Consider the following 18,408-nt stretch of genomic DNA (forward strand, 5'->3'; position numbering starts at 1 on the left):
CCGTTACGAGGGGTCGTAGACGGTGTCGCGTCCCGTGAGCGGCTGGGTGATCAGGGAGAGGTAGTCGGAGTGGTCGTCGGCGGTCAGGTTGTAGGTGACGATCGCGCCGTAGTCCTCGCCCACCGTGCGGTTCGCCAGGTAGGTGGCGGTGCTGGGCGAGGTGGCGGTCAGGTTGACCGCGCCCGGGGCGAGCCGCGAGTCCTCCATGCCGGGGATCTCCGGCACGTTCCACGTGCCGTACCAGGGGTTCCACGCGTAGTCGAGCGTGTCGCCCGCGCGCACGCCGTCGTACTCGGTGGAGCCGGAGGCCGGTCCGATGTTGTAGAGCGTGATCAGCTTGTCCGGTCCCAGCCGGTCCCGCAGGGCGCTCACCAGGTACACGAACGAGTAAACGTTGGGCTGTCCGGTGCCGTTCTCACCGTACTTCGACCACTCGTCGTCGAAGTCGATGCCGTCGAGGCCGTACGTTTCCACCGCCCCGGCGAGCTCGTCGGCGAAGGCGGCCGCCGCCTCCTGGGAGGGGAAGTTGGCGATGCCCGCACCCTGGTGGTTGCCGAGGATGGACAGCAGGACCTTGGTCCCGCGCTCTTGGAGCGGACGGATCTGGTTCGCGGCGTCCTCGAGGGTCTCGGTCACGCGGTCGTTCAGGTGGAGGTACGCGGAGGAGGTCGCGGTGTCGTAGTTGATGTTCGCGGCGAAGATCATCGCCATGTCGAAGGCGGGGCGGGACGTTCCCTGGAGGGTGTAGTCGGCGACGTTCGCCATGTCGTTGTTGTTGACCTCGACGTAGACGACGCGCTTCGGTTCGTCGGCGCACCGGTCCGGCCGCCCCTTCGCGGACGCGGCGGAGGCGAATGAGAGGCCCCCGGCCGCGGCGCCGAGAGCGACGATCGAGGCGGACGCCGTGCGGCGCAGTACGCTGCGCCGGTCGATGGGTTCGGTCATGAGAAGTCTTCTTTCGTGCTTCGCTTCGTGATGGCCACCACTTCGTGGCCACCTTTGACTATAGCGCTTAAGTAAGCAGAGCGATAGTGCTGGCAAGGCGAAATCGAAACTCTGCCCTCTGTAGTCATTAAGCGCATGATGAGAGTCCGGGGCCGCGGTTCCACGCGGTCGCGAGCCGCCGCGCCGCTGGGAGGTCGGGGCTCGGCCGCAGTCCGCTGGGTTGCGCCGGTCGGGAACCACAGGGCCCTTACCTGCGCGGGTGCCGGTATGCGGAGCGGGTGTCGTACCCGGGGCCTACGATGCGGGGACGGTAGGGGCGCCGTTGTCGGGCGGCCCTCACGGGAACGAGTGGGAAGCGAGGTCGGGTTCCATGCCCGTGCACTTCAAGATCTGCGTCGACGCCGAGGATCCGCACGCGCTGGCGGCGTTCTGGGCCGAGGCGATGGACTATGCCGTGGAGGACCACTCCGCGACGATCGAAAGGCTGATGGCGGACGGGGTCGTCCCCGACGGCCACGTGGTCGAGGTCGACGGCCGGAGGGCGTGGAGGACGGCCGCAGCGGTGCGAAATCCCGACGACCCCGTCCACGACAGCGGCGTCGGACTGGGCATGCGCGTGCTCTTCCAGCTCGTGCCCGAGAAGAAGGAGGGGAAGAACCGCCTGCACCTGGACCTCCACTACGGGCCGGACCGGTACCGGGCCGAGGCCGACCGCCTGGAGGGCCTCGGCGCGAGGCGGTTGGGCGAGTACGACGAGCACGGCGCCAAGTGGATCGTCATGGCCGATCCCGAGGGCAACGAGTTCTGCGTCCACTCCTGACGGACGCCGCCCGTGCGCCGCGATTCGCACGCCGGCGGGGCGCGGCGTCAACCGGTCTCGGCGCCGACCTTCCGGCCCAGCAGGGCCGCGAGGACGTCGATGGGCCGGGCGCCGTCGGGGATCTCCTCGATGGGCCCGAAGTACTCTCCGTCGCGAGGGAGCCGGCCCACCATGGGCGCCAGGTCTTCGGCCAGCCGCAGGATGACATCGTCGGAGTAGTGCAGCGGATGCCCGGTGGCCCGGGAGAGGTCCCAGCCGTGGACCAGGTTGTCCGTCATGCGGATCCTCAGGGCGGCCTCGCCGGTCACGGTGGTGAAGGGCAGCTCGTAGGTGCGTTCCATGGCGTCGGGCGCCTCTATCTCGTCGAGGAGCGAGGCGGCCGAGCAGCGGTAGGTCCGGGCGGGGTCGTCGCCGAGCACGTCGTCGTCCCCGGGCCGGGGGAACGGGGAGCGTTCCGGCGGTTCTCCGCGCATGCGGGAGACGTAGGCCCTGTTGCCGAGCACGAGGTGGGCGACGACCTCGCGGACGTTCCACTCGCTGCAGGGCGTGGGACGGTCCCACTCGTCGGGTTCGATGTGGGAGATGATGTCGGCGGTGCGGTCGAAGACGGCCGCCAGATCCATGGAGAAGTCGTGCGCCACGGGCCCGGGCTCCTTAACCATTGGGAAACAGGGAGTTTCAGTCTAGTGCGCGGTGCGCCGCGGACACCAGTCCGGCGCGGCCGCGAGCCGTTATTTATCGATAGTGTCTAGTATGTCGTTCTTTATGCCCGTTTTGTGCAGAGTGGAGGGACGAGGGCGGAGGCCCCGGACTCGCGGCGCCCGGCCGTTCAAGTCGGACAGTGCCCGGTCGGAGAAGCCGGTCTCCCCGGTCCGGACTGCCCTCGGGGGAGGGCGTTGCGGCGGAAGAGGACGGTCCCTCAGGCCTGGGCGTCCGGGCCTTCCTTTGAACAGGGCGTTGGGGCAGAAGAGGACGGTCTCCCCGGTCTGGACAGCCAGACCTTCCTCCGAGCAGGGCGTTGCGGCAGAAGAGGACGGCTTCCTCGATTCCGCGCCGCCGGGCCGTCCCCTCAGGACTGGATTCCCCCGGGCAGTCCTTCGAGAACCTCGCGGACCGGCCCGGCGGTCACCATGCCGCTGCCCGCGGCCACCTCGCCGACGGCGGGAGCGAGCGCGGAGAAAGCCCTCCGCATGGCGACCTTGTGGTCCACCCGCAGCGCCGCGCGGGCGATCAAGACCCACAGCGCCTCGGCCAGCAACCCGGCGGGCGGGTCGGGAAACCGGTCGAGGGCGTTGAGGGCCTCGGCCTCCCTCCCCGCGTCCGACAGGAGGACCGGCTTCGCCCACGGCTCGTACGGCCCCATCTCGGCCGCCGCGAAACCGGGGTCGACCCCGTGCCACGTCCGCAGGCAGACCAGGGCCAGGGGCAACAGACCCTCCTCGACGCCGGGCATTCCCGATCCCTCCAAGCGCTTCGCCGCCTCGTGATAGGCCTCTTCCGCCTCCGCCGGCGCACCGGTAGCGGCCCTCCGCATGGCCCGAAACCAGGCCGTGAACACCCCCGCGAGCGGCCGGTCGTACCGCTCGCCCAGGGCATCGGCCTCGTCGGCATCGGCCGCGGCGCCCGCGAAGTCTCCCAGAGCGCCGCGCGCCTGCAGCCGTAGCAGCCGCGACAGGACCGCATAGGACGGCATGTCGTGGCGCGCGGCGAGATCGGCCAGCTCCGTCGCGACGGCCTCCCTCTCGGACGCCAGTCCGGTGCGGTGGAAGGCCTGCATGTAGATGCCGTTGAGCGCGAAGGCCAGCAGGTGGGGGTCGCCCAGCCGGCGCGCGACGGCCTCGGCCTCGCGCGCCGCCTCTCGCGCGTGGGGATCCGCGGTGCCGCGCGACTCCATCGCGATGGTGGCCAAGAGCCGGGCCCTGGTCGCCTCGTGGGCGCGGGACCCCAACGCGGCCAGCGTGCGCCGCGCGGCCCCCGCCACCTTGGCGGCGCGGTCGGGATCGTCGGGACGGGTCCAGTTCGCGGGCACGTCGTAGCCGCCGATCACCCGAGCGGCGAGCTCCGGGTCGCCGAGCCTTTCGGCCTCGGAGACGGCCGCCAGCCGGTTCTCCTGCGCCGCCATAAGTCCGGGACCGCCGGTCACGGCAAGTCCCCTCAGGAGCGTCACCGTCGATTCCAGCCGCGAGCGAGCGTCGGCGGCGGCCGCGCGGTCGAAGGCGCTCGCGGTGTCCTCCCACAGCCGGGTGGCGGCATCGCCGGAGTCGCGGTCCCGCAAGAGGTCGGTCTCCAGCCGCGCCAAGCGGTCGCCGGGATCGAGGCCGAGCTGTTCGGCCAGCACCTCCCTGGCCCGCCGGACGGTCTCCAGCGCGTCGGCCCGCCGATCGCTGCGGAACAGCGCCAACGCCAGCAGACGCCAGGCCTCCTCCCGCCACGGGTGCTCTACCGTGTGCGCCTCCAGGTCCGGTACGGCCGCGGCGGGTCGGCCGACGCCCAGCAGCGCGTCGGCCCGGCGTTCGATGGCGGTGAGGCGCAGCCCCTCCAGCCGCAGCCGCTCGGACCGGGCCCACGGCTCGTCCTCGAAACCCGCGAACGCCGGCCCCCTCCACAGGGCGAGCGCCCCGTCGAGGAGCTCCAGGGCCCTTCGTGGAGGGGCGGTGGAGGCCGCTTCGACCTCGTCGGCGAACCTCCAGGAGTCCACCGACTCCACCGGCGTGCGCAGGGCGTAACCGGGCCCCTCGGTGACCAGCACCCGAGCGGGCAGACGGGGCGGGCGGTCGGGCTCGACCGCTTTGCGCAGAGCGGCCACGAAAGTGCGCAGCGCCCCCACCGCGCCCTCCGGAGGAGACTCCCACAAGTCGTCGACCAGGCGCTCCACCGGCACCATCCGCCCTCGGGCGGCGATGAGCCGCGCGAGCACGGCCCGGTGGCGCGGCCCCTTGGCGTCGACCGGCGTTCCCCGCCCGTCCCAGACCTCCACGGGCCCGAGTACCCCGAAACGCATCCCACGCACCTGCTTTCCGATTCGCTCTCCCAATCTAGCGCGCTCATCGAACGCTGACCGGCCCGAGCGACGGTGGAGCGGTCCGACAGACGAAAGAGAGGCAGCAGAGTATGAGTGAGATCCAGGGCTTCGCGGAACGGACCGTCACCGTCGACGGAGGAAAGGTGGACCTGTCCGCGTCCATCGGCGGGGAGGGCGAACCGGTCGTCCTCCTCCACGGCTTCCCCCAGACCCGCCTCATGTGGCGCCACGTCGCCCGCGACCTGGCGGCCGACCACACCGTCATCTGCCCCGACCTGCGCGGATACGGACGCAGCGGCAAACCCGAGGCGACCGGGCCCGACACGTACTCCAAACGCACCATGGCCGAGGACGTCGTCTCGCTCGCCCGCGAACTGGGGTTCGACCGCTTCGCGCTCGCCGGTCACGACCGGGGCGCCCTCGTCGCCTTCCGCGCCGGCCTGGACCACCCGGAGGCGGTGACCCGACTGGCCATGCTCGACACGCCGCCGACGGTGAACATGTGGGAGATCCTGCACGGCGCCGACGCCGCCGTCGCCTTCCACCTCTACCTGATGGCCCAGCCGCCCGGCCTGCCCGAGCGCCTCATCGCCAACTCGGCCGACGACTTCTTCGGGTACTTCCTCGACCTGTGGGCCGGCGACCCCGAGGCCATCGGAGAGGAAGCGCGACGCGAGTACCTGAAGGCCTCGGCCGGCGCTGTGGACTCCATCGTGGCCGACTTCCGCGCCTCGGCCGGCGTCGACCTCGCCCACGACCAGGCCGACCGCGACCGCGGAGCGAAGCTCGCCATGCCGGTGACGGTCGTCCAGCAGGACTGGGGCGCGCAGCTGGGCTACGACGCCGCCGCCCTGTGGCGGGCCTGGGCCGACGACCTCGAGTTCCGCACCACCGAGGCGGGACACTTCATGGCCGAGGAGACCCCCGCCGAGATCGCCGGAGACCTCCGGGCGCTGCTGAGGAGGCCCGCGTCCCGGTGAAAGCGACACGGCCCGCGCGCACCGGGTCCTCTCCGAGCACGTCCGGGCCGCCCGCCGTGGGATGATGGGAATCCGCACAGAGATGCGCCCATCCGGGACCCCGGCGGCCCCGAACAAGGACGAGGGACATCCGCACCCGTTCCGGAGAGAGGGAGAATGACCGACCCAGGCAGCACCGCTCGCGCGCGGTCCGGCGCCTCGGCCCGACGACGGCCCCGACGCGCCCCGGCAGCCTCCGACGCCGCCACCGCCGAAGACCTGCTCCAGGCGACCGCCCTCGGCGACGAAGAGGCCTTCGCCCTGCTCTACGACCGGATGGCGCCGCGCGTCTTCGGTGTCTGCCTCAAGGTCCTGCGCAGCCCCGCCCAGGCCGAGGAGGTCGCTCAGGAGGTCCTGGTCGAACTGTGGCGCACGGCCGCCCGGTTCGACCCCTCCCGGGGATCGGCCAAGGCCTGGGCCGCGACGGTCGCACACCGCCGCGCCGTCGACCGCGTCCGCTCCTCCCAGGCCGGAGCCGACCGCGAGCGCCGCGCGGCCGCCTCGACGAGGGAGACCGACTACGACCAGGTCGCCGAGGCCGCCGCGCTCAGCCTGGAGCGCCACGAGGTGCGCCGCTGCCTGGCAACGCTCACCGAGCTGCAACGCCAGTCGATCGTCATGGCCTACTACGGCGCCCTGACCTATCGGCAGGTCGCCGAACTGCTCCAGGCGGCGCTGCCGACGGTCAAGGCCCGCATCAGGGACGGACTGGCGCGCCTGCGGGACTGCATGGAGGGGAATCGATGAACGCCGAGAACCATTCGCTCATCGCCGCCTACGTCCTCGACGCGGTCGACGAGGAAGAGCGCACCGAGGTCGAACGGCACCTGGACGAATGCGAGTCCTGCCGGCTCGAGGAGCGGGAACTGCGCGAAGCGGCCGCCCGCCTCAGCGACGACGCGGCGACCGAGCCGCCGCCTTCGTTGAAGGCCGAAGTGCTCGCCGAGGTGTCGCGCACCCGCCAGGAACCGCCCTCCGGCGGAGCGTCGGCCGTGCGGGCCGGCCTGACCGGGCGGCGGAGCCGCGAACACCGCTTCGGCACCCGCCGCGCCCTCGTCGCCTCCCTCTCCGTCCTCGTCCTCGCCCTGGCCGGAGCCGTCGGCGTATGGCAGTGGCTCAAGACCGACTCCGACATGCCCGACGACATGGCCGCCGTCATGGAGGCCGACGACGCCGAGAAGACGCGCGAGTCGGCCGGCGGTGGCATGGCCGAACTGGTCTACTCCGAGAAGATGGGCGAGGCCGTCCTCATGCTCTCCGACATGGACGACATGGGGGAGTCGCGCTCCTACCAGATCTGGAAGTTCAAGGACGGCGGCGCGCACTCGGTGATGGTCCTGGACTCCGGCATGCGCTCGGCCGCGGTCATGCTGGGGGACTACGGGCCCGGCTACGCCGTCGGCGTGACCGACGAGCCGGTGGGCGGATCCAGCGAGCCGTCGATGCCCGCCGTCGCCATGATCGACATGGACGGCTGAGCCGACCGGAAGAAAAACCTCAGCCCCACCCATCCGCCGCCCCGGCGGCGGCGAATGAAGGGGCGTGAAGGGAAGAACATCCGCCGCCTTGGGCGGCTTGGCTTGCGCCGCAGTGGTCTTGGGCGTCTCCCATGCCCTCGCCGCGGCCCTCGCCCCGTTGAGCTCGCCGTTCCTCGCAGTCGGCGCGGCCGCCGTCGACGCGACGCCCGAACCCGTGAAGGACTTCGCCGTCCGCACCTTCGGCGAGCGGGACAAACTGGTCCTGCTCGCCGGCATGGCGGTCGTCATCGCCACGCTCGCCGCGGGAATCGGAATCGCGGCCCGCCGCCGCCCCGCCGTCGGATACTGGGCCCTGGCGCTGCTGGGCGCGGTCGGCTGCGCCGCGGCCCTGGGCCGCCCCGGCTCGTCCCCGGCATGGGCACTGCCTGCAGTGGTCGGAACGCTGACGGGCCTGGGCGCCTTCGCCCTCCTCTTCCGCCCCGAAGACTCGGAGGACGGGACCGTGCGGATCGGCAGGAGGAGGCTGCTGGGCGTCTTCGCCGGGGCCGGAGCGGCCGGACTCGCCGGCTGGGCCGCGGGCGGAGCCACCGACGTGGAGAAGGCCCGCCGCGACGTGGTCCTCCCCGAACCGGCCTCCCCGGCACCGCAGGCCGAAGGGATCGCCCGGGAGGGACTCACGCCCTACCTGACCCCCGCCGAGGACTTCTACCGCGTAGACACCGCCCTCTCGGTGCCCCGCATCGATCCCGACGACTACGTGCTGCGCATCGGCGGGCGCGTGGGACGGCCGCTGGAGTACACCTACCGACAGCTGCTGGACATGCCCCTGATCGAAAGGGACGTCACCCTCTCCTGCGTCTCCAACGAGATCGGGGGAACCCTCGCGGGCAACGCCCGCTGGCTGGGCGTGCGGCTGTCCGACCTCCTCGACCTCGCCCGCCCCGAGAAGGGCGCCGACCAACTCGTCAGCCGCTCCGCCGACGGATGGACCTGCGGCACCCCCGCCGCCGACTGCCGCGACGGACGCGACGCCATGCTCGCGGTGGGAATGAACGGCCGACCCCTCCCGGTCGAACACGGCTTCCCGGTGCGCATGATCGTCCCCGGCCACTACGGCTACGTCTCGGCCACCAAGTGGCTCACCGAGATCGAACTGTCCTCCTTCGGCGACTTCGACGCCTACTGGACCCGCCGCGGATGGGCCGAACGCACCGATATCAAGACCGCCTCGCGCATCGACACGCCCCGGAGCAAAGCCCGGCAGGGCGCCGTGGCCGTGGCGGGCGTCGCCTGGGCACAGCACCGGGGGATCTCGGCGGTGGAGGTCCAGGTGGACGACGGCCCCTGGAACGAAGCCGACCTCGCGCCCGTCACCAGCGACGACACCTGGCGCCAGTGGGTGTGGGAGTGGCGGGCCGAACCCGGCGAGCACCTCCTGCGCGTCCGCGCCACCGACGGCGAAGGCGACCTCCAGGAGGAAGAGGAAAGCGAGCCCTTCCCCTCGGGGGCCACCGGACTGCACACCGTCCGCGTCACCGTCGCGGAATGAGACGCCGGGACGAAGGGCCCGGCAGAGCGAAGAGACCTGCCCGGACCGACCGGTCCGGGAGAGCAGAGAAGAAAGGCAAGAGACCGTGAAGCACACCATCGCCCGGAGCGCCGCCTCCGCACTGCTGGCCGGCGGACTCGTCTTCGGACTGGCCGCCTGCGACGGCGACGACTCCGAGATGGACGACGACAAGAACATGTCCGACGAGATGGAGGACCAGGGGGAGACGGACGGCGACATGTCCGGCGACGACGACATGTCGGGAGAGGACGAGTCGGACGACGGGATGTCGGGGGAGGACGACATGTCCGAGGACGGCGAGATGGACGACGGCATGTCGGACGGAGAGGACTCCGAGGGCTAGGGCCTCCCGACGACCTCCCTGGGGCCGGGCCGCCCGCTCCCGCCCCGGTTCACGCCGTACGGCCCCGCGCTCGCCGCGGGGCCGGTCCCCGTCTCGGGCCGTCGCCGATCCGGGACGCCGCCTAGAAGCGGGCGAGGGCGTCGATGGACGCGGCCATCGACGTGTCCTTCTCTGTGAGGCCGCCGCTGTCGTGCGTGACGAGCGCGAAGTGCACCGTCCGCCAGCGGATGTCGATGTCCGGGTGGTGGTTGGCCTCCTCGGCCTTCTCGGCGACCTTGACGACCAGGGCGATCGCCTCGGGGAACGAGGGCGCCTCGACGTCGCGCCGCAGCTGCCCGTCCTCGACGCGCCATTCCGGAAGGCCGGCGAGGGCCTCCTTCAACCGGTCCTCGGTCAGGACTTCACTTGCCATGCAGGATCTCCTCGATCTTCTCGTCGTCGCACTCGGCCCAGAAGGTGCCGACCACGTCCTCCAGCTCGTCCATCGACTCGGCCTTGAACAGGATGTCCTGGTACTTGGTGATGTCGTAGTCGACAGTGCCCATCTGGCGCAGGTCGAGCGGGCGGATGTCCATCTTGCGGAACTCGTCGATCTCCCCGTAGGAGGAGAGGATGCCGGCGCCGTAGGCCTTCAGACCGTCCTTCTCGCCGATGACGCCGAACTCCATCGTGAACCAGAATACCTTGGAGACGAACTCGAGGGCCTCGTCGGACTCCACACGGCGGGCGGCCTGCCCGGCCAGGCGGTAGAGCGCGGCGAACCGCGGGTGGGCCAGGGCGTTGGCGTGCCCGATGACCTCGTGGACCACGTCCGGCTCGGGCGTGTAGAAGGGCACCGAGTGGTGGCGGATGTACTGGGTGGAGTGGAACTGGCTGTCCTCCAGGACGCCGTAGAAGTCCAGCAGGGGGACCAGTCCGGCGGCAGGGCGGTAGGAGAAGCCGGTGATGGGCGAGAGCTTCTCGCTCACCTCGGAGAGCTGGGGGATGCGGTCTCCGGGCAGGGACAGCTCCTCTGCGCCGTCCAGGAACTCCTGCGAGGCGAGGCCGCGGTGCTTGACGGCCAGCTCCGTGCTGACCTTCCGCCACACCTCGTGCTCGGTGTCGGTGTAGGGCGCCACGGGCACGGGCTTGCCCGGGGACCAGTCCACGGCGAGGGCCGCCAGCTTGTTGCGGCGATCGCGATAGTCGGAGTCGGAGAACCCCGGGTGGCTGGAGGCCAGTTCCACCTCGACGGATCCGTCGTCTTTGGTGTTGACCGGCGCGAAGTACTGTGCTTCTTCGAACATGTGCAAACTTCATCACGGCTGGGCACAACTGTCAATGCTTTCCGCGGTTTCTGCGCAAATCCAACAGTGGGCGGTCGCCTGAGTGATCAGGATTCGTCATTTCGTTCAGTATCGTGCCGCGGTCCTGCTCACGCGTAATGCCCGGACAGGCCCGGTGCGTCCGTATCATGGGACGAACGCGCCGGGCCTGTGCTCACAGGCGGGCCGGGAGGCGGTTGTAGCCGATGACGCCGGGAACCTGGGCGAGCTCCGGCTCGCCCGACAGGCGCATGTCGGGATGGCGTTCCCAGAGCTTGGACAGGGCCACTCGCGCCTCCATCTTCGCCAGCGCCGCGCCGATGCAGAAGTGGGCCCCGCCCCCGAAGGTGAGGACCCGCCCGTGGTCGCGGTAGGGGTCGAAGAGGTCGGGGTCGGGGTACACGGCCGGGTCGCGGTTGGCCACGCTGGTCATCACCACCAGGTCGGAGTCGGCCGGCAGCGTGGTGCCGCCCAGCTCGACGGGGTCGGCCACCCGGCGCGCGGTGAACAGGATCGACGGCCACGCCCGCAGGGTCTCGCCGACGTAGCCGTCAGCGACGGTGCCGCCGGAGGCCACCAGCGGCATCCAGTGCCGTTCGCGGTCCCCGTGCACGATGCCGTTGCCGATCAGGTGCACGGTGGTGAAGAACCCGGCGAAGTAGAGCAGCAGGAAGTTCGAGGTCATCTCGTTCTCGGTGAGCGGGTCCTCCATCGCGTCGGAGTTGGCGATGGCTTCGCTGGCCAGGTCCTCGGCCGGTTCGGCCCTCCGGGTCGCGATGAATCCGCGGAAGTACTCCTGGAGCCGCTCCGTGCCCTCGTCGGCCAGCCTCCGGCGCTCTCCGTCGTCCCCGTCGCCCAGCTCGGTGGCCTTGATGAACAGCTCGGCGTCGGCCTCGACGCGGGGCCTGTCGGCCTCGGGGATCCCGATGAGGTCGGAGATGACCTGGATCGGAATGCGGTAGGTGAAGTTGTCGACCAGGTCGACCGTGCCGTCCGGCCCGGTCTTCTCCGGCAGCGCGTCCAGCGCCCGGTCGACGATCGCCTCGATGGAGTCCCGCAGGAGGTTCAGGCGGCGGGGGGTGAAGGCGCGGCGGAAGACCTTGCGCATGCGGGTGTGGTTGGGAGGGTTCTGCATCAGCATGGTGTCGGCGAAGGCCCGCACCGACACGCTGTCGGGCACGTCCTCCAGGAACCTCTGCTGGTGCTCGAAGTCGATCATGAGGATCTCGGGGTTCTTCAGCGCCTCGTCGACCTCGTCGAAGCCGATCACGGCGAAGCGGTTGCGGCCCAGGTCCGCGATGGGGCCGTGGGCGGCCATCTCGCGGATCAGCCGGACCCATTCCTCCGACTGCCTGCCGCTGCCGGCGCGGACGAACTCGGTGTAGACCTCGTCGACCGGGCGGACGGGGGCGGGGTTCGCGGTGTTCTGAGACATGGTGCCTCCTCTTCATTGAGCGTTCGTTCCCTTGTTGCCCAGTATAATTCACAGTTTTGTGAAATTGGTGAAATCTAGCCGGGATTCCGGAGGCGCCCGTGAATCGGAGTATGGAATACCTGGTGTACCTGCCGTTGTCGATTCGGTGACAGTCCAGGGGCGTCTAGAAGACGTCTACTCGACGGCGGGAACGCGCTCCACGAGGGCCTCGGAGACGGCGGAGATCTCCTCGGCGGCCTCTTCCCAACCGACCTCGTCGGAGTCCCACGAGCCGAAGACCGCCGCGGTGTAGCGCCTGTCCCCGGTGAGGGTCCCGGTGGTCACGAGGTTGCGGTCCGGCGCGCAGCAGGCCCAGCCCTGCTTGACCGCCCAGGGCCCGGGCCCTCCCGCCCGCGGGAGCCCGAAGGTCTGGTCGAAGCCGTCGGCGCCCGTCGGAGCCATGCCGACCAAGGCGTCCATGACGACCTTCCGCAGGTCTTCGTCGAGGCTTCCGTGGAGGAAGGCGTAGACGCGCACCATGTCCGCGGCGGAGACGCGAGTGTCGCCCCACCGGCCCCAGTCGGCGGGTCCGGAGGTGTGCTTCAAGCCCATCCGCACGGCCATGGTGGACACGATGTCCGGGCCGCCGAACTCCGACCACAGGCGCGAGGCGATCTCGTCGTCGCTGGCCGTCAGCATCTCGGCGACGGTGTCGGGATCGGTGCCCTGTTCGAGGGCCACGACGGCGATGAGGATCTTGACCGTCGACTGGGAGGGGTGCGCTTCATCGGCCCGGTAGGCCACGACCCTCTCGCCGGTGGCGTGCTCGTGCAGGACGACGCTGTACTCGCCGGCGAGGTCCAGAGACTTCACCAGCTCCAGGCCGGCCGCGTTGTCTCCCGGGGGTTCGCGGAGGTCGACGCTGCCCCCGAGCGCGAGGACCGCGAGCACGGCCAGGACCCCCGCGAAGAGGACGAACGGCGAACGGCGGGCGGGGGAGGAGGGCACGGTGGCCTGGGAGTACGACACGGGGGAATGCCTTTGCTAGCGGGGCGGTCGGGGAGACGGTCTGCGGTGCGTGCGCCGAAGATTCTAACTCATGGCATGCATGGACGTTACTTCTGGTACCTCCTATAGGGAGCATCGTCGCCGTGACGGAACCGGCCGCAGGGCCTCCACCGTGCCGGGCGTACCGGCCGCGTTCGTACACTGGGACTATGCCCTCCGGAACGACCCGCCCCCGACTGCTGGGGGACCGGTCCTTCCGGACCTACTTCCTCTCCGCGGCGCTCGGATCGCTCTCACACCGGACCATGGCCGTCGCCGCACCCATGGTCTCCGTCTACGTCCTGCGCTCCTCGGAGTTCCAGATCGGAGTGACGACCGCGCTGAGCACCGTCGCCGTCCTCGTCTTCGGCCTGCCGGCCGGGGTGTGGACCGACCGCATGGCGCTCAAACCCCTGATGATCGCCACGGGCCTCGTGCGGGCGGCGGCGATGTCGGTCATCCCGATCCTGTGGGCGATCGGCGAGCTGACCTTCTGGTACCTGGCCGCGTCGGTCTTCGCGGTCGGCGCCCTCACCGTCCTCTACGAGACCGCCCGGCAGAGCCTCCTGCCGGTCCTCGTCGGGCGCCGCCGCCTCGTCGAGGGCAACGCCAAGATCGAGGGGGCCGCCCAGATATCCGTCCTGGCCGCCCCGTCCGCGGGCGGGGAGCTGGCGGCCCGGCTCGGCGCCCCCGTCGCCGTCCTCGCCACTGCCGCCGGAGCGCTGGCGTCCACCCTCCTCCTTCTTGGCGTGAGGGTCGAAGAGGACACCGGCCACAGGACGGAAAACCCCGACCTGCGCCGCGAGATCGCCGACGGGGTGCGCCGAGTCGCCTCCAGCGTCGCGCTGCGCGCCATGGCGCTGTCGGACATGGTGCTCCACCTCTGCGCGGCGATGTACGCCGCCGTCCACATCGTCTTCATCGCCCGCACCCTCCACGCCGACCCCGAGACGACCGGACTGGTGCTGGCCATGTCCGCCGCCGGGGGCGTGCTCGGCGCGCTGGCCGCACGGCGCCTCTCCGACCGCTACGGCCAGGGCCCGACCATGGTGGGCGGCCTGGCGGCGCTGCCCGCGGCGTTTCTGACCGTCCCGGCCGTGCACGCGGACTGGCTGGTCTGGGCCGTGGGAGCGGGAGGGGCGGGCGTCGGGTTCTGCACGGCGGTGTTCGCCGTGACCCAGGTGAGCGCCCGCCAGCAGATCACCCCCGACTCCGTCCTGGGGAGGGTCAACGCCACCTTCCGCGTGGCCGGGGCCCTCGCCGCCTCCGTCGGCGCCCTGTCGGGCGGGGCGATAGCGGCCCTCTGGGACACCCGGACGGCGCTGTGCGCGGCGGGGGCGGTGGCGCTGACCGCGTGCCTGCCGATCGCGGCCACACCGCTGCGCACGAGGCGGTCCTTCGCCGAAGAGGCCGTCGGCGGCGTCCCCGGGAAGAGGTGACGCCGCCGACGGCCTCCGCAGTTCGCAGAGCTGACGGGAAGGCTAAGAGACTCCCATGCCCGAAGCGATCCTATCGCCGACCTCGGCGTCGATGTTCCTCCAGTACTCCACCGCGCGCTTCAGCACCGGTTCGGAGACGCCCTTGCTCAGATGGCCCACGACGTTGGACACCAGCCGGTCTCGGGCGGCATCGTCCATCACCTCCCGCACGAGCGCGTGCGCCTGCCCGAAGTCGTCGTCGTCCTTCCTCGGCGTATAGGCGTTGCGGACCAGGTCGCCCGAGGAGCTCCACCCGGTCGGGTCGTCCCCGGCCTGGACCTCGGCGTCGGGGCCCCCGTACGAGTTGGGGTGGTAGGGCCGCGCCGTCTCCGCCGGGAAGTGGCGCATGCCCCCGTCCTTGGAGTAGGAGCGGACCCCGGCCTTCGGCCGGTTGGGCGGCAGCTCGCCGTAGTTGACGCCGATCCGGTGGCGGTGGGTGTCGGGATAGGAGAACATGCGCGCCAGCAGCATCTTGTCCGGAGACGGGCCGATGCCCGGCACCAGGTTCGACGGCTCGAACGCGGCCTGCTCGATGTGGACGTGGTAGTTCTCCGGGATCTCGTTGAGCTGCATCCGGCCCACCTCGATGGGCGGATAGTCCCCGTGCGGCCAGACCTTGGTCAGGTCGAACGGGTTGAAACGGTAGTCCTCCGCCTCCTCGAAGGGCATGATCTGCACCTGCAGCGTCCACGTCGGGAAGTCCCCGGCCGCGAGAGCGGCGTGCAAGTCCTTGAGATAGTGGTCGGGATCGGTCCCCGCAAGCCGGTCGGCCTCCCCCTGGGTGAGGAAGTCGGCGCCCTGGTCGGTCTTGAAGTGGTACTTCACCCAGAACTTGGTGCCCTCGGCGTTGGTCCACATATAGGTGTGGGAGCTGTAGCCGTTCATGTGCCGCCAGGTCTTGGGGACGCCCCGGTCGCCCATGAGCCAGGCGACCTGGTGGGCCGATTCCGGGGAGAGGCTCCAGTAGTCCCACTGCATGTCGTTGTCGCGCAGGTGCGTCACCGGGTGGCGCTTCTGCGAGCGGATGAAGTCCTGGAACTTCTGCGGATCGCGCATGAAGAACACGGGCGTGTTGTTGCCGACCATGTCGTAGTTGCCCTCGTCGGTATAGAACTTGAGGGCGAAGCCGCGGGGATCGCGCCAGGTGTCGGGGCTGCCGAGCTCCCCGGCGACGGAGGAGAACCGCGCCAGCATCCTCGTGGTCGCGCCGGGCTGGAAGAGCGCGGCCTTGGTGTAGCGGCTGACGTCGCCGGTGACCGTGAAGGCCCCGTAGGCGCCGCCGCCCTTGGCGTGGACGACCCGCTCGGGGACCCGTTCGCGGTTGAACTGGGCCATCTTCTCGATCAGGTAGTTGTCGTGGAGAACGATGGGGCCGTCGGGCCCGACTGTCAGGGAGTTCTCGTCGCTCGGCGCCGGGGCGCCGGCGTTGGTGGTCGTCCGGCCGTACTGCGTCGCGGACATGGTTCCTCCGTAGTATCGATCGCTGTTCGCCGCCGGCCGATTCACCGTCGCGGAGGCCCGCGACCTCGGATCCGGTCCGCACCGGCTGAGGCGGCCCCTACGGCCGATCGTAGGATTCCGGCCGCTTCGGCTCTGCGTTTCCAGTGTTTCCCCACCCCGTCCGGACGCTGGTAATGACATCAGTGGAATTCGGCGGCCGCCCGGGGAAAAGGTGTTGAACGCCCGCGTCCACACTGGGATGATCGGATTAGCATGTGTACATAATCAGGAAAGGACCTCCATGGTCTCCTTCATCCGCCAGGTCACCTTCGACTGCCACGACGCCTACGGGCTGTCAAAGTTCTGGGAGCAGGTCACCGGCTTCCGCGAATACGACCACGACCCGAACCTCCCCGGCCAGGAAGAGGCCTACCTCGTCAACCCCGAGAAGGGCACGAACCTCCTTTTCCTCCAAGTGCCGGAGGGCAAGACGGTCAAGAACCGCCTGCACCTCGACATAGTCCCCACCGACCGCACCCGCGACGAGGAGGTCGACCGGCTGCTCGGTATCGGCGCTGAACTGCACCGGGACCACCGCGCCGACGACGGCACCGGCTTCGTCGTCCTCACCGACCCCGAGGGCAACGAGTTCTGCGTGGAGCGCAGCGTCAGCGAACGCCCGCTGTACTAGCGAGCAGGGGCGGCGCGTCCCGGCGAGAGCCCACCGCACCCGACGGGATGGCCGGACACCGATGAATCCTGCGCGCGGACGTCGTCACCACACCGAAAGCGAATCGGCCGACGGCCGAGAACCCCGAGAAGAACGGACACCCATGCGCAAGATCATCGAACAGGCCGCGATCACCCTCGACGGCCAGATCAGCACACCCCAGAACTGGGTCGGCCCCGCCTGGGAGGGCGAGTTCGGCAAGGTCTCCCAGGACCTCCTCTTCTCCTGCGACGCACTCCTCTACGGACGCGTCAGCTTCGAACAGCACTCCCTGATCTGGCCGGGCCTGGAGGACGCCTTCGGCGACTACGCCGTCAAGATGAACACGGTCCCCAAACACGTCGCCTCCTCCACCTTCACCGGAACCGACCTCGGCTGGAACGGCAGCCTCCTCGAAGGCGACGTCGCCGAAGCGGTCGCCGACCTCAAGTCCGGCCCCGGCGGCGACATCCTCAAGGTCGGCTCCGGCGGCCCCTTCAGTCGCCTGCTCATGGAGCACCGGCTGGTCGACGAGTACCGCTTCTGGCTCTTCCCCGTCATCGCCGGCAGCGGAGGACGCCTCTTCGAAGGCATCGAAACCGCCGCGATGGAACTGGTCGAGCTCCAACGCCTCGACTCCGGCATCGTAGGGCTCACCTACACGCTCGCATGACCCTCCCCACGGACCCGCCCCGAGGTCCTGTCCGATGCCCGATCCAGCCGCTTCCGAAGCGTGCCAAGGCGGGCCGACTCTAGTACGATGGTGGGATGTACGACACCATAGCGCTGAGCCGGCCCGCCCCGGACCCGGCGGCCACAGCGGCGCCTGCGGTATCCCCCGACCGCCCCGCCGACCAGGCCGACCATCCGCACCACCCGAGCCCGGCCGCTTAGACGGACAACGGCGACCGGAAGGCATAGAGTGACAGCATGCGCATCATCATGGCCGGAGCGAGCGGGTACCTCGGGAGGGCCCTCAGGGGAGGACTGGACGACCACGACATAGTCCGCCTGGTGCGCCGCTCCCGGCGCACCGACGACGAGATCCCGTGGGACCCCTACGGAGACGGCCTCGACTCTGAGGTCCTCAAGGGAGCCGACGCCGTCATCGACCTGTGCGGCGCCCCCATCGCGGGCCGACGCTGGAACCGCGAGTACAAGGACGCCATCCGACGCAGCCGCATCATCCCCACCCAGGAGATCGCCGCCGCCGTCGCGGAGGCCGAAGTCCCCGTCCTCCTCAACGCCTCCGCCGTCGGCTGGTACGGAGACACGGGCGGACACGAGGTGGACGAGACCGCCCCGCACGGCTCCGACTTCCTGGGCCGCACCTGCGCGGAGTGGGAACTGGCCGCCGACGCCGCCTCCGAGGCCGGGACACGCGTGGTCAAACTGCGCACCGGCCACGTCATCGGCCGCGGCAGCCCCCTGCTGGCCAAGATGGCCCCGATCTTCCGACTGTTCCTGGGCGGCCGCTTCGGCGACGGACGCCAGGCCTTCCCCTGGATCTCCCTCGACGACTGGGTGTCGGCGACGATCTTCCTCCTGGAGAACGAGGTGGACGGACCGGTGAACATGGTCGGCCCAACCCCGGTCACCAACCGGCACTTCACCCGGGCGCTCGCCGACGCGCTGGGACGGCCCGCGCCGTGGGTGATACCCGGCTGGGCGGCGAAGATCGCCGCCGGAGAGGCCGCCGTGGAGCTGCTGCGCGGCGCCAAGGTCGTGCCGAAGACATTGCGGGAGGCCGGCTTCGCCTTCGAGCACCGGACGGTGGAGGAGGCTTTGGCCGAGGCCTTCCCGCGAGTGGACTGACGCC

At 70.5% G+C, this 18,408-nt stretch carries 19 protein-coding genes; 11 read left to right on the plus strand and 8 right to left on the minus strand.

The genetic code is table 11. From position 1 onward, the window contains the following. Window positions 1–3 precede the first annotated feature (3 nt). Window positions 4–945, minus strand: coding sequence for an endo-beta-N-acetylglucosaminidase H (locus tag ACFTE1_RS08305; RefSeq protein WP_380617956.1), 942 nt, complete (start codon window positions 943–945; stop codon window positions 4–6). A gap of 370 nt (window positions 946–1,315) precedes the next feature. Between ACFTE1_RS08305 and ACFTE1_RS08310 the strand changes: the two genes are divergently transcribed. After that, the gene (locus ACFTE1_RS08310) at window positions 1,316–1,765 is read left to right on the plus strand and encodes a VOC family protein (RefSeq protein WP_380617957.1); all 450 of its coding nucleotides are present in this window, start codon (window positions 1,316–1,318) and stop codon (window positions 1,763–1,765) included. Between the two features lie 47 nt (window positions 1,766–1,812). Here ACFTE1_RS08310 and ACFTE1_RS08315 read toward each other — a convergent pair whose 3' ends face one another. Together ACFTE1_RS08315 and ACFTE1_RS08320 are read right to left on the minus strand one after the other, a co-directional pair. After that, on the minus strand, window positions 1,813–2,406 hold the full coding sequence (locus tag ACFTE1_RS08315) for a TIGR03086 family metal-binding protein (protein WP_380617958.1): 594 nt from the start codon (window positions 2,404–2,406) through the stop codon (window positions 1,813–1,815). Window positions 2,407–2,834: 428 nt separating this feature from the next. Beyond that, window positions 2,835–4,766 carry a BTAD domain-containing putative transcriptional regulator gene (locus ACFTE1_RS08320; protein ID WP_380617959.1) on the minus strand — a complete coding sequence of 644 codons (1,932 nt, stop codon included), beginning with the start codon at window positions 4,764–4,766 and terminating at the stop codon, window positions 2,835–2,837. A gap of 110 nt (window positions 4,767–4,876) precedes the next feature. Here ACFTE1_RS08320 and ACFTE1_RS08325 point away from each other — a divergent pair, with 110 nt between their 5' ends. The 5 genes from ACFTE1_RS08325 to ACFTE1_RS08345 all read left to right on the plus strand — a co-directional run bounded on the left by ACFTE1_RS08325 (window position 4,877) and on the right by ACFTE1_RS08345 (window position 9,197). Beyond that, on the plus strand, window positions 4,877–5,767 hold the full coding sequence (locus tag ACFTE1_RS08325; RefSeq protein ID WP_380617960.1) for an alpha/beta fold hydrolase: 891 nt from the start codon (window positions 4,877–4,879) through the stop codon (window positions 5,765–5,767). 156 nt (window positions 5,768–5,923) lie between these two features. Beyond that, window positions 5,924–6,553 (plus strand): ECF RNA polymerase sigma factor SigK, encoded by a 630-nt coding sequence (sigK, locus tag ACFTE1_RS08330; protein WP_380617961.1) that lies wholly within the window; start codon window positions 5,924–5,926, stop codon window positions 6,551–6,553. After that, window positions 6,550–7,284: an anti-sigma factor gene (locus ACFTE1_RS08335; RefSeq protein ID WP_380617962.1), complete on the plus strand. Its 735-nt coding sequence runs from the start codon at window positions 6,550–6,552 to the stop codon at window positions 7,282–7,284. Before sigK ends, ACFTE1_RS08335 begins: the two co-directional genes overlap by 4 nt. Before the next feature lie 64 nt (window positions 7,285–7,348). Then, on the plus strand, window positions 7,349–8,833 hold the full coding sequence (locus ACFTE1_RS08340) for a molybdopterin-dependent oxidoreductase (RefSeq protein ID WP_380617963.1): 1,485 nt from the start codon (window positions 7,349–7,351) through the stop codon (window positions 8,831–8,833). 85 nt (window positions 8,834–8,918) lie between these two features. Beyond that, window positions 8,919–9,197, plus strand: coding sequence for a hypothetical protein (locus tag ACFTE1_RS08345; RefSeq protein ID WP_380617964.1), 279 nt, complete (start codon window positions 8,919–8,921; stop codon window positions 9,195–9,197). A 121-nt stretch (window positions 9,198–9,318) separates the two neighbouring features. On the opposite strand, the gene ACFTE1_RS08350 is transcribed toward ACFTE1_RS08345, so the two are convergent. The 4 genes from ACFTE1_RS08350 to ACFTE1_RS08365 all read right to left on the minus strand — a co-directional run bounded on the left by ACFTE1_RS08350 (window position 9,319) and on the right by ACFTE1_RS08365 (window position 12,944). Beyond that, window positions 9,319–9,609, minus strand: a complete 291-nt coding sequence (locus ACFTE1_RS08350; RefSeq protein WP_380617965.1) for a 4a-hydroxytetrahydrobiopterin dehydratase — start codon at window positions 9,607–9,609, stop codon at window positions 9,319–9,321. Further along, entirely contained in the window at window positions 9,599–10,483 is an 885-nt protein-coding gene (locus ACFTE1_RS08355; protein WP_380617966.1) for a phenylalanine 4-monooxygenase, read from the minus strand. Before ACFTE1_RS08355 ends, ACFTE1_RS08350 begins: the two co-directional genes overlap by 11 nt. Window positions 10,484–10,676: 193 nt before the next feature. Further along, the gene (locus ACFTE1_RS08360) at window positions 10,677–11,936 is read right to left on the minus strand and encodes a cytochrome P450 (RefSeq protein WP_380617967.1); all 1,260 of its coding nucleotides are present in this window, start codon (window positions 11,934–11,936) and stop codon (window positions 10,677–10,679) included. Between the two features lie 174 nt (window positions 11,937–12,110). After that, complete coding sequence (locus ACFTE1_RS08365) at window positions 12,111–12,944, minus strand: hypothetical protein (RefSeq protein WP_380617968.1); 834 nt, start codon at window positions 12,942–12,944, stop codon at window positions 12,111–12,113. Window positions 12,945–13,132: 188 nt separating this feature from the next. Here ACFTE1_RS08365 and ACFTE1_RS08370 point away from each other — a divergent pair, with 188 nt between their 5' ends. Then, the gene (locus tag ACFTE1_RS08370) at window positions 13,133–14,401 is read left to right on the plus strand and encodes an MFS transporter (protein ID WP_380617969.1); all 1,269 of its coding nucleotides are present in this window, start codon (window positions 13,133–13,135) and stop codon (window positions 14,399–14,401) included. 42 nt (window positions 14,402–14,443) lie between these two features. On the opposite strand, the gene ACFTE1_RS08375 is transcribed toward ACFTE1_RS08370, so the two are convergent. Next, complete coding sequence (locus tag ACFTE1_RS08375) at window positions 14,444–15,901, minus strand: catalase (RefSeq protein ID WP_380617970.1); 1,458 nt, start codon at window positions 15,899–15,901, stop codon at window positions 14,444–14,446. 280 nt (window positions 15,902–16,181) lie between these two features. Here ACFTE1_RS08375 and ACFTE1_RS08380 point away from each other — a divergent pair, with 280 nt between their 5' ends. The 4 genes from ACFTE1_RS08380 to ACFTE1_RS08395 all read left to right on the plus strand — a co-directional run bounded on the left by ACFTE1_RS08380 (window position 16,182) and on the right by ACFTE1_RS08395 (window position 18,404). After that, window positions 16,182–16,571: a VOC family protein gene (locus ACFTE1_RS08380; RefSeq protein ID WP_380617971.1), complete on the plus strand. Its 390-nt coding sequence runs from the start codon at window positions 16,182–16,184 to the stop codon at window positions 16,569–16,571. A gap of 142 nt (window positions 16,572–16,713) precedes the next feature. Next, complete coding sequence (locus ACFTE1_RS08385; RefSeq protein ID WP_380617972.1) at window positions 16,714–17,262, plus strand: dihydrofolate reductase family protein; 549 nt, start codon at window positions 16,714–16,716, stop codon at window positions 17,260–17,262. Between the two features lie 95 nt (window positions 17,263–17,357). Then, a complete protein-coding gene (locus ACFTE1_RS08390; protein ID WP_380617973.1) occupies window positions 17,358–17,483 on the plus strand; it encodes a hypothetical protein in 126 nt (41 codons plus the stop codon). A gap of 36 nt (window positions 17,484–17,519) precedes the next feature. Further along, window positions 17,520–18,404, plus strand: a complete 885-nt coding sequence (locus ACFTE1_RS08395; protein WP_380617974.1) for a TIGR01777 family oxidoreductase — start codon at window positions 17,520–17,522, stop codon at window positions 18,402–18,404. Window positions 18,405–18,408 lie beyond the last annotated feature (4 nt).

The organism is Salininema proteolyticum (assembly GCF_042685645.1).
Lineage (GTDB): Bacteria > Actinomycetota > Actinomycetes > Mycobacteriales > Micromonosporaceae > Salininema > Salininema proteolyticum.

Coding starts and splice junctions, on each gene's coding strand:
- ACFTE1_RS08305 (WP_380617956.1), bottom strand. CDS start 945: ATGACCGAACCCATCGACCGGCGCAGCGTACTGCGCCGCACGGCGTCC.
- ACFTE1_RS08310 (WP_380617957.1), top strand. CDS start 1,316: ATGCCCGTGCACTTCAAGATCTGCGTCGACGCCGAGGATCCGCACGCG.
- ACFTE1_RS08320 (WP_380617959.1), bottom strand. CDS start 4,766: ATGCGTTTCGGGGTACTCGGGCCCGTGGAGGTCTGGGACGGGCGGGGA.
- ACFTE1_RS08325 (WP_380617960.1), top strand. CDS start 4,877: ATGAGTGAGATCCAGGGCTTCGCGGAACGGACCGTCACCGTCGACGGA.
- sigK (WP_380617961.1), top strand. CDS start 5,924: ATGACCGACCCAGGCAGCACCGCTCGCGCGCGGTCCGGCGCCTCGGCC.
- ACFTE1_RS08335 (WP_380617962.1), top strand. CDS start 6,550: ATGAACGCCGAGAACCATTCGCTCATCGCCGCCTACGTCCTCGACGCG.
- ACFTE1_RS08350 (WP_380617965.1), bottom strand. CDS start 9,609: ATGGCAAGTGAAGTCCTGACCGAGGACCGGTTGAAGGAGGCCCTCGCC.
- ACFTE1_RS08355 (WP_380617966.1), bottom strand. CDS start 10,483: ATGTTCGAAGAAGCACAGTACTTCGCGCCGGTCAACACCAAAGACGAC.
- ACFTE1_RS08360 (WP_380617967.1), bottom strand. CDS start 11,936: ATGTCTCAGAACACCGCGAACCCCGCCCCCGTCCGCCCGGTCGACGAG.
- ACFTE1_RS08370 (WP_380617969.1), top strand. CDS start 13,133: ATGCCCTCCGGAACGACCCGCCCCCGACTGCTGGGGGACCGGTCCTTC.
- ACFTE1_RS08375 (WP_380617970.1), bottom strand. CDS start 15,901: ATGTCCGCGACGCAGTACGGCCGGACGACCACCAACGCCGGCGCCCCG.
- ACFTE1_RS08380 (WP_380617971.1), top strand. CDS start 16,182: ATGGTCTCCTTCATCCGCCAGGTCACCTTCGACTGCCACGACGCCTAC.
- ACFTE1_RS08385 (WP_380617972.1), top strand. CDS start 16,714: ATGCGCAAGATCATCGAACAGGCCGCGATCACCCTCGACGGCCAGATC.
- ACFTE1_RS08390 (WP_380617973.1), top strand. CDS start 17,358: ATGTACGACACCATAGCGCTGAGCCGGCCCGCCCCGGACCCGGCGGCC.
- ACFTE1_RS08395 (WP_380617974.1), top strand. CDS start 17,520: ATGCGCATCATCATGGCCGGAGCGAGCGGGTACCTCGGGAGGGCCCTC.